The 13313-nt window shown below is 67.8% G+C and carries 12 protein-coding genes; 4 read left to right on the top strand and 8 right to left on the bottom strand.

Translation table 11 applies throughout. From position 1 onward, the window contains the following. Positions 1-125 precede the first annotated feature (125 nt). Complete coding sequence (parC, locus tag ABIE41_RS19865; protein WP_192641972.1) at positions 126-2372, bottom strand: DNA topoisomerase IV subunit A; 2247 nt, start codon at positions 2370-2372, stop codon at positions 126-128. Positions 2373-2503: 131 nt separating this feature from the next. Here parC and ABIE41_RS19870 point away from each other — a divergent pair, with 131 nt between their 5' ends. Then, complete coding sequence (locus ABIE41_RS19870; RefSeq protein ID WP_192641973.1) at positions 2504-3295, top strand: DUF1003 domain-containing protein; 792 nt, start codon at positions 2504-2506, stop codon at positions 3293-3295. Here ABIE41_RS19870 and recO read toward each other — a convergent pair. Next, positions 3202-3945, bottom strand: coding sequence for a DNA repair protein RecO (gene recO, locus ABIE41_RS19875; RefSeq protein ID WP_192641974.1), 744 nt, complete (start codon positions 3943-3945; stop codon positions 3202-3204). The genes ABIE41_RS19870 and recO overlap by 94 nt on opposite strands. 136 nt (positions 3946-4081) lie before the next feature. After that, the gene (locus ABIE41_RS19880) at positions 4082-4465 is read right to left on the bottom strand and encodes a tautomerase family protein (protein WP_192641975.1); all 384 of its coding nucleotides are present in this window, start codon (positions 4463-4465) and stop codon (positions 4082-4084) included. A gap of 115 nt (positions 4466-4580) precedes the next feature. On the opposite strand from ABIE41_RS19880, the gene ABIE41_RS19885 reads away from it, so the two are divergent. After that, a complete protein-coding gene (locus ABIE41_RS19885) occupies positions 4581-5426 on the top strand; it encodes a LysR substrate-binding domain-containing protein (protein ID WP_192641976.1) in 846 nt (281 codons plus the stop codon). A gap of 3 nt (positions 5427-5429) precedes the next feature. Here the strand turns inward: ABIE41_RS19885 and ABIE41_RS19890 are convergent, their stop codons facing one another. The 3 genes from ABIE41_RS19890 to ABIE41_RS19900 form a co-directional block, all read right to left on the bottom strand. Continuing rightward, positions 5430-7658, bottom strand: a complete 2229-nt coding sequence (locus ABIE41_RS19890) for a RelA/SpoT family protein (protein WP_192642883.1) — start codon at positions 7656-7658, stop codon at positions 5430-5432. A gap of 168 nt (positions 7659-7826) precedes the next feature. After that, on the bottom strand, positions 7827-8219 hold the full coding sequence (rpoZ, locus tag ABIE41_RS19895; protein WP_066721492.1) for a DNA-directed RNA polymerase subunit omega: 393 nt from the start codon (positions 8217-8219) through the stop codon (positions 7827-7829). Positions 8220-8321: 102 nt separating this feature from the next. After that, positions 8322-10022 carry an ATP-binding protein gene (locus ABIE41_RS19900; RefSeq protein ID WP_354192911.1) on the bottom strand — a complete coding sequence of 567 codons (1701 nt, stop codon included), beginning with the start codon at positions 10020-10022 and terminating at the stop codon, positions 8322-8324. A 239-nt stretch (positions 10023-10261) separates the two neighbouring features. Here ABIE41_RS19900 and ABIE41_RS19905 point away from each other — a divergent pair, with 239 nt between their 5' ends. Both ABIE41_RS19905 and acpS read left to right on the top strand, forming a co-directional pair. Next, the gene (locus tag ABIE41_RS19905) at positions 10262-11011 is read left to right on the top strand and encodes a pyridoxine 5'-phosphate synthase (RefSeq protein ID WP_192641977.1); all 750 of its coding nucleotides are present in this window, start codon (positions 10262-10264) and stop codon (positions 11009-11011) included. 9 nt (positions 11012-11020) lie between these two features. Beyond that, a complete protein-coding gene (acpS, locus tag ABIE41_RS19910; protein ID WP_192641978.1) occupies positions 11021-11428 on the top strand; it encodes a holo-ACP synthase in 408 nt (135 codons plus the stop codon). A gap of 16 nt (positions 11429-11444) precedes the next feature. On the opposite strand, the gene aqpZ is transcribed toward acpS, so the two are convergent. Further along, positions 11445-12170: an aquaporin Z gene (gene aqpZ / locus ABIE41_RS19915; RefSeq protein ID WP_192641979.1), complete on the bottom strand. Its 726-nt coding sequence runs from the start codon at positions 12168-12170 to the stop codon at positions 11445-11447. Between the two features lie 74 nt (positions 12171-12244). After that, positions 12245-13255, bottom strand: a complete 1011-nt coding sequence (locus ABIE41_RS19920; RefSeq protein ID WP_210320837.1) for a histidine kinase dimerization/phosphoacceptor domain -containing protein — start codon at positions 13253-13255, stop codon at positions 12245-12247. Between the last annotated feature and the right edge of the window lie 58 nt (positions 13256-13313).

A 13313-nucleotide genomic window follows, 5' to 3' on the forward strand; every position in this document is an offset into this window, starting at 1 on the left:
ATTCAGGCGATCGTCCCAAGCCGTTGACCACAGGCGTCATTGTCGGGCTTGACCCGAGAATCTCACGACCAGAGACCTCTGGTTTGCGATATGCTCGGATCGAGCCCGAGCATGACAGTGAGCGCCTAACCCCCGAACTTGTTGTTCTTCGGGAAGCCCTTGGGCGGCAGGCGGCCGGCTTCGCCGCGGTGGCCGAGCCACTCCATTAGTTCGGCCTGCGCCACGGTCCAGGTCCGGCCCGAGGTGTCGCGCCAGGTCAGGCCGTCCGCCAGCTTGAAGGTCTTGGCGTCGGAGACGCCGCCATCCTTGTAGCGCTGGAGCCGCACACCCTTGCCGCGGCTCATCTCTGCCACTTCCGAGAGCGGGAAGCAGTTGAGCTTGCGGTTCTGGCCGATGATCGCGACATGGTCGCCCTCGGCCGGGGTCGCCAGCAGCGCTTCCACGGGCATGTCGACATTGAGCACCTGACGGCCCTTGCGGGTATTGGCGACAACGTCGTCGGCCGGCACGACGAAGCCGCGCCCGTCCGTCGTCACCATCAAGAGCTTGAGGCCGGGCCGGTAGGGGAAGGCCTCGACGATCTCGGCATGTTCCTCGAGGTCGATCATCAGGCGGATCGGGTCGCCGAAGCCGCGCCCGCCGGGCAGCTTGGCCGCTTCCAGGGTGAAGACCTTGCCGTTGGTGGCGAGCACCAGGAGCTTCGCCGTCGTCTCGGTGAAGAAGGCCGTCTTCAGCCCGTCATCGCCCTTGAAGGTCAGGGTCGACTGGTCCTGCACATGACCTTTCAGGGCGCGGATCCAGCCCTTCTTCGAGATCACCACGGTCACCGGCTCGCGCTCGACCATGGCCTGCGTCAGGTCGATGTCGGTGGTGTCGGGCATGTCGGCGAAGGAGGTGCGCCGCTTGCCGATCGCGGTCTCCTGGCCGAAGAGCTTCTTCACTTCGCGGATGTCGTGCTGGATCAGCTTCCACTGCACGGGTTCCGAGGCCAGCAGCTCCTCGATCTGGCCCTTCTCTTTGGTCAGCTCGTCGAGCTCGGTCTTGAGCTGCATCTCCTCAAGCTTGCGCAGTGCGCGCAGCCTGGTGTCGAGGATGGCGTTGGCCTGGACCTCGTTCAGCTCGAAGACGCGCATCAGCTCGATCTTCGGCTCGTCCTCCTCGCGGATGATCTTGATGACGCGGTCGAGGTCCAGATAGACGATCAGCAGGCCGCGCAGGATTTCGAGCCGCTTCTCGATCTGGCCGAGGCGGAAGCGCGAGCGCCGCAGCAGCACGTCGCGGCGATGGTCAAGCCAGGCGCGCAGCGCCTCATTGAGGCCGAGCACGCGCGGGACGAGCCCGCCGGTCAGCACGTTCATGTTCATCGAGATACGCGATTCCAGCTCGGTCAGCCGGAAGAGCGACTCCATCATCAGAGCCGGATCGACGTTGCGGGCGCGCGGCTCGATGACGACGCGGATGTCCTCCGCCGATTCGTCACGGATGTCGGCGACGAGCGGCAGCTTCTTGTCGTTCAGAAGCTCGGCGATCTTCTCGATCAGCCGGCCCTTCTGGACCATGTAGGGAATTTCGGTGACGACGACATGCCAAGTGCCACGGCCGAGATCCTCGGCATGCCAGCGGGCACGGGTGCGGAAGGCGCCGCGGCCGGTGCGGTAGGTCTCGGCCATCGAGGCACGGCTCTCGACGATGATGCCACCGGTCGGGAAGTCCGGTCCCTGCACGAAGGTCATCAGCTGTTCGGAGGAGGTCTCCGGATGCTGGATCAGATAAAGCGCCGCGTCGCAGAGTTCGGCGGCGTTGTGCGGCGGAATCGAGGTCGCCATGCCGACCGCGATGCCCTGCGAGCCGTTCGCCAGCAGGTTCGGGAAGGCGGCGGGGAGCACGATCGGCTCCTCGTCCTCGCCGTTGTAGGTCTCGCGGAAATCGACCGCGTCCTCGTCGATGCCATCGAGCAGCAGGCGCGCGACCTCGGTCATGCGCGCTTCGGTGTAGCGATAGGCCGCCGCATTATCGCCGTCGATGTTGCCGAAATTGCCCTGGCCATCGACGAGCGGGTAGCGCTGGGCGAAATCCTGCGCGAGGCGCACCAGCGCGTCGTAGACCGACTGGTCGCCATGCGGGTGGAACTTGCCGATGACGTCGCCGACGATGCGGGCGCATTTCTTGTGCACCTGGCCGGGGTCGAGCCGCAGCAGGCGCATCGCGTGCAGGATGCGCCGGTGCACGGGCTTCAGCCCGTCGCGGGCATCCGGCAGGGCGCGGTGCATGATGGTGGAGAGCGCATAGGCGAGGTAGCGCTCCTCGAGCGCCGCCTTCAGGTCGATGCGCTCGGACTCCTCCTCCGGCGGCGGATCGACCGGCTTTCCCATGGCTTGCTCACCCCCGCTGCGATTCCAGACGCGCCTCTATCGCACGACGCGAATCGCCCCGCTAGAACGTTGGCGGGCGAAGACCAGCGTTGCAATCGACCGGCGCACGCCCGGTCGCGAGGGAGACCCGCATGACCAGCCAAGACCCCGACCAGGACACCGGCGTCTGCGCGCTGACCGGCCGCACGCTGCCGCGCCGCCACCTCATCGGTCTCGACGCGCTGCGGCCAGCGCTGGCCGACGCGATCCGCCGCGACCACCCCGATCTCCCGGCCCATGCGCTGGTCTCGCAGGACGCCGTCGCGACCTACCGCTCGCGCTATGTCAACGCGCTGCTCGCCAGCGAACGCGGCGAACTGACCGAGCTCGACCGGCAGGTGGCGAAAAGCCTCGCTTCCTCCGAACTGATCACCAGCAACACCGATGACGAGATCGACCGCGACCGGACCGTCGGCCAGCGCCTGGCCGACCATGTTGCGAGTTTTGGCGGGAGCTGGGCCTTCCTGATCTCGTTTGGCGTCGTCATCGCGTTCTGGATGACGATCAACATCGCCGGGGCGACCACCTTCGACCCCTATCCCTTCATCCTGCTCAATCTTGTCCTGTCCTGCGTCGCCGCCGTGCAGGCCCCCGTCATCATGATGAGCCAGCAGCGGCAGGAGGCGAAGGACCGGGCCCGCTCGCGCAACGACTACCAGGTCAACCTGAAGGCGGAGCTGGAGATCCGGCATTTGCACGAGAAGATGGACCATCTCGTCAACCGGCAATGGCAGCGTCTGGCCGAGATCCAGGAGGTGCAGATCGAGCTGCTGCAGGAGCTGCGCAGCGCTCAGGCCTCGGACGCCAGCGCGGCGCGCGCCGCAAGCTCGACCAGCCGCGCCCGCTCCGGCGGCTCGGCCAAGCCCCGCGGCTCCAAGACATAGCGGCGCAGGAAGAAGCCCGTCAGCGAAAAGCCGGCCGCGAGATCGGCGGCGGAGGGCTGGCGGGCGCCCTGCCCTTCGCTGAGGAAGGGAGGCAGCGGCAGCAGCCTGTCGCGATAGGGTTCGGCCGCCTTGCAGCTGACGGCCTTGCCGGATTTCGGCGAGACATGGCTGAGATCGTCGGGCGAACCCGTGACGGCGCAGCGCGCGAGATCGAGCCCGAAGCCGAGTTCGGACAGCATCGCGACCTCGAAGCGCACCACCAGCGCCGGCGCCAGGGCAGGCTCGTCGAGATGGGCGACCATGACGGAAAGCGCCTCGTGCAGGCCGGGATGGGGGTCGCGCTCCGGCAACAGCCGCAGCAGCGCCCCGATCGTGCCGAGCCCGTAGAGCGCGACCGGCGCCGCGATCAGCCGCGCGGCATGCGAGGCGAGCAGCTCGACCTTGTATTCGCCGAGATGCTCGTCGAGCCGCGCCCGCCACACCAGCGCGACGGCGTTGCCCGGCTGGAGGACCGGCTGCTGCTTCGCTGAGCGGCCGCCGCGGACGAGGCCGAGATGGCGGCCATGGTCGCGGGTCATCACCTCCAGGATCACGGCGCTCTCGCCATGGCGCCTGACGCCGATGATCGTGCCCTCGTCGCTCCATTCCATGGGATGGGTTTAGGGCAGGATATCGCAGGGCGAAACAGGGCCGGCTCGTCATGGTCGGGCTCGACCCGACCATCTCGGAAACCAGAGTCCGCTGGTCATGAGATTCTCGGGTTGTCGCTTCGCCCGAGAATGACGTCTAGGCCACATACTGCGCCACGCCGCCGCCGAAGGACCAGTTCTCGCGCTTGACCTCGAGCAGGTTGATGAAGATGTCGTCCGGCTTCAGCCCGGGCTCCTGCTGGAGATTGGCCGCGATGGCGGCGAAGAGCGCCTTCTTCTGGGTAACGCCGCGGGTATTGGCGACCGTGATCTGGATGATCACCAGCCCGGCCGAGCGCTGGAAGCCGAAGAAATTCGCGTCGAAGACAAACTCGTCAGCCTCGTGCTGGTGGACGACCGCGAACAGGTCGTTCTCAGGCACCTCGAAGGTCGCGCGAAGCGCGCGGTAGACGCCATCGACGATCGCCGCGGGATGCGAGGCGGGGCGCCCGCGGCGCATCGAGATTCGGATCAGGGGCATGAGAGGTCTCCATTGGCACAGCGGCGGTCCCGCCAGTGAGGAAGACCGTAGCTTGCGCGATGCATCCTGAAACCGTATCGAAGATGATATTAGCGATATCGATTGAGGATCATTCATGCTCGCCGCGCTCGATCCCGAAGCCGTCGCCGCCTTCCTCAGAACGGCCGATCTCGCCAGCTTTACCCGGGCAGCCGAGGCGCTGGGCACGACGCAGTCGTTGGTCAGCACGCGCATCCGGCGGCTGGAGGAGCGGTTGGGCAAGGTGCTGCTCCAGCGCCATCCAAGGCTGGTGCGGCTAACGGCGGAGGGCGAGCGCTTCCTGCCCGCGGCGCGCGACCTGATGGCCGCGCAGGCCAAGGCGCTCACGGTCTTTGCCGCCGCACCGGAGCGCATGGCGATCGGCATTAGCGAGCAGGCGGTTGGCGCGGAGATCCCGGCCGTGCTGGCGAGGCTCGCCACCGCCCACTCGGATGTCGTGATCGCGCTGCGGATCGAGCCGTCGCGGGCGCTGGAGGCTGCCTTCGAGCGCGGCGAACTCGATGTCGCGATCATTCGCCGCCTCGCGCCCGGCCGCAGCGGCGAAGTGCTGCGGGAGGATGCGTTCGGCTGGTTCGCTGCGCCGCGGCTGGTCCGGCAGCCGGACGAGGCGCTGCCGCTGGTCAGCCTGATGCCCGATTGCTGGCTGCGCCAGCACGGTATGGCGGCGCTCGACCGCGCCGGCATCGCCTGGCGCGAGGCCTTCATCGGCGGCGGCATGAGCGCTGTGCTGGCGGCGGTCGCCGGTGGGCTCGGCGTCTCGCCGCTGGCGGCAAGGCTGGCACCGGCAGGGACGGCCGATGTCGGGCGCAACTGGGGCCTGCCCGACCTCGGCACCTCCTGCGTCGTGCTGCGCAGCCAGGTCGCGACGCCGCGCGCGAACGCCTTCGTGCGGGAACTCGCGGCGGCCTTCCGGGCGGGCTGAGGCCTACCCCACCACCCGCTCGACCCGGCTGATCACCCGCTTCTCGCGCAATTCGCTGATGATGGCGCTGAGATGCTTCAGGTCCCAGACCGTCAGGTCGATGGTGACATTGGTGAAGTCCGGGTTCGGGCGGTGCATCGCGACTGCATCGATGTTGCCGTCATGCTCGGCGATGGTGGTGGTGATCTGGGCGAGCGAGCCGGGCTCGTTGATCGAGTTCAGGGCAATGCGCGCTGGGAACCGTTGCATCGCCTTGTCGTCGAGGTCCCAGCGGACATCGAGCCAGCGCTCGGGCTCGTTGTCGAAGGCCGCGAGTGCGGGCGACTGGATCGGGTAGATCGTCACCCCCTCGCCCGGCGTCAGAATGCCGACGATGCGGTCTCCCGGCACGGCGCCCCCGTTCGGTGCGAAGCGCACCGGCAGGTCGCCGCCGAGGCCGCGGATCGGAATCGCGTCGTCACCGGAAACCTGGTCGCCTGCCCCCTCGCCCGGGAGCTTGAACTTCAGGTTCTCGCCCTTGCGCAGTTCGAACCAGCCCTTGCCGCTACCGGCGGCGGCCGTCTTGGGATCAGGCGCGTTGCGCTTCTCGGGCTCGAGATCGGGATAGACAGCCTTGACCACGTCGCCGGAATACATCTCGCCGCGCCCCACGGCGGCGAGCACGTCGTCGACGGCGTTGCGGGCGAGGCGCTTCAGCGCGGCCTTCAGCTTCTCGTCGGTGAAGGGCCGGTCGACGCGGCCGAAGGCGCGCTCGAGGATCTGGCGGCCGAGCCCGGAATACTGCCGGCGCACGGCGCTGCGGGTGGCACGGCGGATGGCGGCGCGAGCCTTGCCGGTGACGACCAGGGATTCCCAGGCGGCCGGCGGCGTCTGCCCCTCGGCGCGGGTGATCTCGACCTCGTCGCCATTGGCGAGCTCGGTCAGCAGCGGGGCGATGCGGCCGTTGATCTTGGCGCCGACGGCGCTGTTGCCGACATTGGTGTGGATCGCATAGGCGAAGTCGATCGGGGTCGCGCCCCGTGGCAGCGCGATCAGCCGGCCTTTGGGCGTGAAGCAGAAGACCTGGTCGTGGAAGAGCTCGAGCTTGGTGTGCTCGAGGAATTCCTCGGGACTGTCGCCTTCCGCCAGCAGGTCGACCGTGCGGCGCAGCCACTGATAGGCGCGGCTCTCGTCGGCGTATTGCGCCAGCTCCGTGGTGCGGCCGTCCTTGTAATGGGCGTGGGCGGCGATGCCGTATTCGGCAATGCGGTCCATCGTGTCGGTGCGGATCTGCAGTTCGACGCGGCTGTGGCCCGGCCCGACGACGGTGGTGTGGATCGAGCGGTAGTCGTTCTGCTTAGGCGTCGAGATGTAGTCCTTGTAGCGGCCCGGCACCATCGGCCAGGTCATGTGGACGATGCCGAGCACGCGGTAGCAATCCTCCGGCGTCGCGACGATGACGCGGAAGCCGAAGATGTCGGAGAGCTGTTCGAAGGAGATGGATTTGCGCTCCATCTTCTTCCAGATCGAATAGGGCCGCTTCCGGCGGCCGGAGACATCGGCCTGGATGCCGCTGGCGGCAAGCTTGTCCTTGAGGTCGCGCTCGATCGCACCGATGACGCTGCCCTCGCGCTCGGTGACCTCTTCCAGCCGCTTGGTGACGGTCGCATGGGCTTCGGGCTTGATGTGACGGAAGGCGAGTTCCTCGAGTTCCTCGCGCAGCTCCTGCATGCCCATGCGGCCTGCGAGCGGGGCATAAATCTCGGCGGTTTCCTCGGCGATGCGCAGGCGCTTCTCGGGCGCCATGAAATGAAGGGTGCGCATGTTGTGCAGCCGGTCGGCGAGCTTGACCAGCAGCACGCGGACATCGTCGACGATGGCGAGCAGGAGCTTGCGGAAATTCTCGCCCTGGGCCGCCTTTTTGGAGACGAGGTCGAGCTTCTTGATCTTGGTCAGCCCGTCCACCAGCCGGCGGATATCGGGGCCGAACATGCTCTCGATCTCTTCGAGCGTGGCGGCCGTGTCCTCGACCGTGTCGTGCAGCACCGCGGCGACGATGGTCGCATCGTCGAGCTTGAGATCGGTCAGGAGCGCCGCGACTTCGAGGGGATGGGCGAAGAACGGGTCGCCGGAGGCACGCTTCTGCGTGCCATGGGCACGCATGGCATAGACATAGGCCCGGTTGAGGAGGTCCTCGTCGGTGTTGGGATTATAGCTGCGAACCCGGTCGACGAGTTCGTATTGCCGCATCATGCCCATGCGGGCCCTCTGTCACGCCTGCCTGATCTGGAGTCGCCCAATATCGGGGCAGCGCGAGACAGCAGCAAGGCGTATTCCCCGATCGGGACATGAAAAAGCCCGGCGATGCCGGGCTTTCGCGGATTGGGTGAAGAAGCCGTTAGGCTTGTGGCCACGTGAGGCTCAATCCTCGTCGTCGGCGCTCTCGGTTGGGGGAACGAGACCGTCGAGGCCGCGCAGGAGGTCTTCCTCGCTCATGCGGTCGAACTGGACCTCCGAATCGGGGGTCGAGGCGCTCTGGCCGGGGGCTGCGAGCAGCGGCACCGTCTCGGCCTCCGGCTCGTCGACCTCGACATGCTTCTGCAGCGAGTGGATCAGATCTTCCTTCAGATCCTCGGGCTTGAGTTTCTCGTCGGCGATCTCGCGCAGCGCCACGACGGGGTTCTTGTCGTTGTCGCGCGGCACCAGGATCGCCGAGCCCGACTGGATCATGCGCGCACGATGGCTGGCGAGCAGGACCAGCTCGAAGCGGTTGTCGACCTTGTCGATGCAATCTTCAACGGTGACGCGAGCCATGGGCGGCTCCTTCTGATCTGTCGCGATGCAGGGAAATGGGTAGCGCGTGCCATTACAGGCAAAGCACTGCAGATGCAAGATTGGCGTCGCGGCGGCGCAGCCTCAGCCGCGCAACCGCCGGACCATTTCGTCGAGCCCCGGCTCGCGGCGCCCGTCGGTGCCCGTGACGACGTCCATCGAGGGCAGCTCGTGGGGGGCGAGTTCGGCGAAGCGCATCCGCATCGTCGTGGCGACGCCTTCGCCGAAGGCGATCGCCTCCCGGTTGCCGACCGAGGAGAGGAATTTCAGCGTGCTGGCGGAGGCGTCCGAAATCGCGGAGCGGATGATCTGCTGGTCGACCTCGTTGGCCAGCCGCATCGCGAAGATGGTCGAGCATTGCGACAGGATGGTCGGGTCGAGTTCGCCGGGGCGCTGCGTCACCACGCCGAGATAGGCACCATATTTGCGGCCTTCCTTGGCGATGCGGGCGATGGCCTGGCGCGTCGGCTGGAAGCCGAGCGACGGATCGGCCGGCACGTAGCGATGGGCCTCCTCGCAGAGCAGCAGGATCTCGTAGGTGCCCTGGCTCGCCCAGGCGAGGTCGAAGGACAGCCGCGCCAGCACGGAGGCGACCGCGTCGACCACCTCCGAGGGCAGCCCGCCGAGCTGGAAGACCGTGATCGGGCGGCCGTGATGCGGCAGGCGGAAGATCTGGGCCAGGACGGGCGCCATCGTCTCCATCATATTCGCCCGGGCGAACATGAACTGGTAGCGCGGGTCGTTGTGCAGGGTCTCGAGCCGGACTTTCAGCGAGCGCAGCGCCGCATGCGGCCAGCGCTTCTCATGGAGGCCGATGAGTTCCTCGATGATCGCGATCGCGTCGATGATGCGATAGGGCGTCGGCATGTCGCCGGCGCTGCCCGAGCCCTCCTCGCGGCGGCCGAGCCCGATGTCGAGCGGGCGTTTCAGCAGGGTCGAGTTAATGTCGCGCATCGAGTTGCGCAGGCTGCCGGAGCGGTAGCGCTCGCGCGCGCCCGACACCACCTCGCGCAGGATGTCGCCCTCCTCCTCGAAGGCGGCGCGGCCGCGGAAAACGACCTCGGCGAACTCCTCGAGCTTGAACATCCAGAACGGCAGGTCGAGCGCCTCGGCGTCGATCGCGAGAGCGCGGTCGGGAAAAGCGGAGGCATATTCGTTGTGCGGGTCGAGGATCAGCACGCGCAGTCGCGGCCGCGCCGCGACGGCCCGGCGCAGCAGCAGCGAGACGGCGCTCGACTTGCCGACGCCGGTGGTGCCGACGAGCGCAAAATGGCGCGCCAGCATGTCGTCGATGCAGACGGTGGCGGGGATCGACGGATCCTGGGTCAGGGTGCCGATGGTGATGGCCTTGCGGGTGCCGAGATCATGGACGAGCGCAAGGTCGCCAGCGCGGATGCGGTGCGCGACGGCGCCGATCGGCGGATAGGTCGAGATGCCGCTCTGGAAGCTGGTGCGGCCATCGGCAGCCTCGGTGACCTCGCCGAGCAGCTCGACCTGGACATGGATGGCGTTGTCGGCGCCCTCGTCCCAGACGGCGTTCACCGCCGACATCTCGTAGACGAGCCCGACGATGCGGGTGCGGCCGAGATTGATCGAGATCATCCGGCCGACGGTCCAGGATTCGGGGCCGAGGCGGGTCATGCCCGCGACCGTGCTGGCGATCGTCGCCCGCGAACCGTCGCAGGAGACGACGCGGCCGAGCGAGCGATCGGCGTCCTGCGCGAGATCGCGCCGGTCCCGCGTCACATCGGTCTCGAATGTGCCCGTCTTTACGGCAAGCTGCACGGCCCGCGTCCCATCGCCACGATCTGTCCCCGCCGGTGACGTTAGGGACGAGTCTTTACGATTGCCTTATTCGCGGCGGCGCGCCCGCCTTCGCTGGCGACGCGGTTACCGAAGCGCGAAGGTCGCGCGGCCAATCCTCGCGACCTATCAGTTTTCGTGAGCCCAGCCGTGACAATGCGTGTCTTGAGGCGGTGGCGGTTTGTCGTCTATGCACGCCCGGTCCCGAGGAGATCTGACCCATGGCGAACCGGCTGCGACTGGGCGTGAACATCGATCACGTCGCGACGGTGCGCAATGCGCGTGGCGGCGCGCTGCCCGACCCGGTGCGCGCCGCGCATCAGGCGGTTGCTGCGGGCGCGGACGGGATCACCGCGCATCTGCGCGAAGACCGGCGCCATATCCGCGACGCTGACATGGCCCGCCTCGCCGCGGAGCTGACCAAGCCGCTCAATTTCGAGATGGCGGCGACGGAGGAGATGATCGCGCTGGCCGAGCGCCTGAAGCCGCATGCGGCCTGCCTCGTTCCCGAGAAGCGCGAGGAGCGCACGACCGAGGGCGGGCTCGACATCGTCGGCCAGGAGGCGGCGCTGCGGCCCTCCATCGCCCGTCTGTCGGCTGCCGGCTGCCGCGTCTCGCTCTTCATCGAGGCCGACGAGGCGCCGATCGCGATGGCGGCCAAGCTCGGCGCGCCGGTGATCGAGCTACATACCGGGACCTGGTGTCATGCCGTCGCTGACGGGCATGCCGACAAGGCTCAGGCCGAGTTCGCGCGCCTCGCCAAGGGCGCGGCCTTCGCCGCCTCGCTCGGGCTCGAGGTTCATGCCGGGCACGGGCTCGACTACGAGACCGCAAGACAGCTCGCCGCGGTGCCGGAGTTCGTCGAGTTCAACATCGGCCATTTCCTGATGGGCGAGGCCATCTTCATCGGCCTCGATGCCGCGCTCCTGCGGATGCGGCAGGCGATGGACGAGGGTCGCCGCGCCGGCTAGACCGGGCCCATGATCCTCGGCATCGGCTCCGATCTCTGCGACATCGACCGCATCCAGAAATCGCTGGACCGGTTCGGCGAGCGCTTCACCCACCGCATCTTCACCGAGGGCGAGCGCGCCAAGTCGGAGCGGCGGGCGACGCGCGCGGCCTCCTATGCGCGGCGCTTCGCCGCCAAGGAAGCCTGTTCCAAGGCGCTGGGCACGGGGCTGCGCGCCGGCGTTTTCTGGCGCGACATGGAGGTCGTCAACCTGCCCGGGGGGCGGCCGACGCTGCGGCTGACCGGCGGCGCCGCCGCCAGGCTTGCGGCGATGACACCGCCGGGGCACGAGGCCTTCGTGCATGTCTCGATGACCGACGACCCGCCGATGGCGCAGGCCTTCGTGGTGATCGAGGCGCGGCCTCTGACCAGCCGCTGAAGATCGCTGGGGCGGCCTACTCCGCCGGCGCGGTGCCTATGACCTGACCGGTCGGCTCTTCGCTCAGCCAGCGATAGACGATGCCGCCGAGCGCCCCACCGATCAGCGGCGCGACCCAGAACAGCCAGAGTTGCCCCATCGCCCAGCCGCCGACGAAGAGCGCCGGGCCGGTGCTGCGCGCGGGATTCACCGAGGTGTTGGTGACGGGGATGCTGACCAGATGGATCAGGCAGAGCCCCAGACCGATCGCGAGCGGCGCGAAGCCCGCCGGCGCCTTGCCATGAGTGGCGCCCATGATGATGAAGAGGAACATCATCGTCATCACCACTTCGGTGAGAAAGCCGGCGAAGAGGCTGTATTTCCCCGGCGAGTGCTCGCCATAGCCGTTCGAGGCGAAGCCCTTGGCCAGATCGAAGCCGGGCGCGCCGCTGGCGATGAGGTAGAGCACGCCGGCGGCGACGACAGCGCCAGCGACCTGCGCCACGACGTAGGGCAGGATCTGGTTGGACGGAAAGCGCCCGCCCGCCGCGAGGCCGACGGTCACCGCCGGATTGAGGTGGCAGCCCGAGATATGGCCGATCGCATAAGCCATGGTGACGACGGTCAGGCCGAAGGCGAGCGAGACGCCGAGCAGGCCGATGCCGACCTGCGGGAACCCGGCCGCGATAACCGCGCTGCCGCAGCCCGCAAAAGTCAGCCAGAAAGTGCCGATAGCCTCCGCCGCATATTTCCTGCCGTTCATGATGCCGTCTCCCCCGAGATGAAGACGATCGTGCTCCCAGGTTCCCGCAGGGTCAATCGTGCGGGGCCGCCGGCTCAGAGCGGAAAGAGGATGCGTGTCGCGAGTCCCGGGTTCGACTGCCGCGTGACGCTGCCCTTGAGCTGCTTGGCCAGCGCCTCGACGATGCGGTTGCCCAGGCCATGGCCGGGCGAGGCGTCGTCGGGCATCGTCGGCAGGCCGACGCCGTCATCGGCGATCGTCAGCTCCGCTTCGCCGCCGGCGAGGCGGCGCAGCGAGACGGTGATGTGCCCGCTCCGGCCATCCGGATAGGCGTGCTTCAGCGAATTCGTCACGACCTCGGAGACGAGCATCGAGATCGTGGTCAGCTTGCGGATGTCGAAGGTCATCTCGGGGACGTCCACCGCGCAGGTGACGCCCGAAAGGCCGCTGGTCTCGACGACGTCGGCACAGAGATCCTGCAGATAGGCCCGTACCGGCAGGTCGACCTGGTTGGGATCGTGCAGGCGCCGGTGGATGCGCGCCATGGTCTCGATGCGGTTGCGCGCATCGTCGAGGATCGCCGGCGCCGCCGCCGGATCGGCCGCCAGCCGCCGCCGCGACATGTTCAGCAGGCTGGCAACGAAAGCCATGTTGTTGGCGACGCGGTGCTGCAGTTCCTCGAACATCGTCCTCTGCTGCTCGGCCAGCGCGTTGGAGAGCCGCTTCTCCGCCTCCAGCCGCCGCATCGCACGGGTCATCAGATGGATCAGCACGATGTCGACGGCGACGATGAAGACATAGAAGGACAGCGCGAAGGCACTTTGCCGATCCAGCGCAAACCCGTCGGGCGGAATGAACCAGTACCAGGCCGCCATCCCGCACAGCACCGCGCAGAGCGTCCCGGCGGCCGTGCCGCACAGGAAGCTTGTGATGATGACGGCCGGGAAGAAGGTCAGGAAGGGATAGCCGGCCGGCAGTGTGCCCTCCAGCGCGAAACGCCCGAGCACCGCGAGAGCGGAGATGACGCAGGCCAGCCCGATGCCCACCACCGCCCCGGAGACGGGCTGCGGGCGGGACAGGGACGGGGGCAGATCGAATGTCTTCACGGAATCCTGAACGGCTGGTCTCTCGAACGACGGGCGGCACGCGGCGGGACCACCCGGG

The organism is Bosea sp. OAE506, from assembly GCF_040546595.1.
Classification (GTDB): domain Bacteria; phylum Pseudomonadota; class Alphaproteobacteria; order Rhizobiales; family Beijerinckiaceae; genus Allobosea.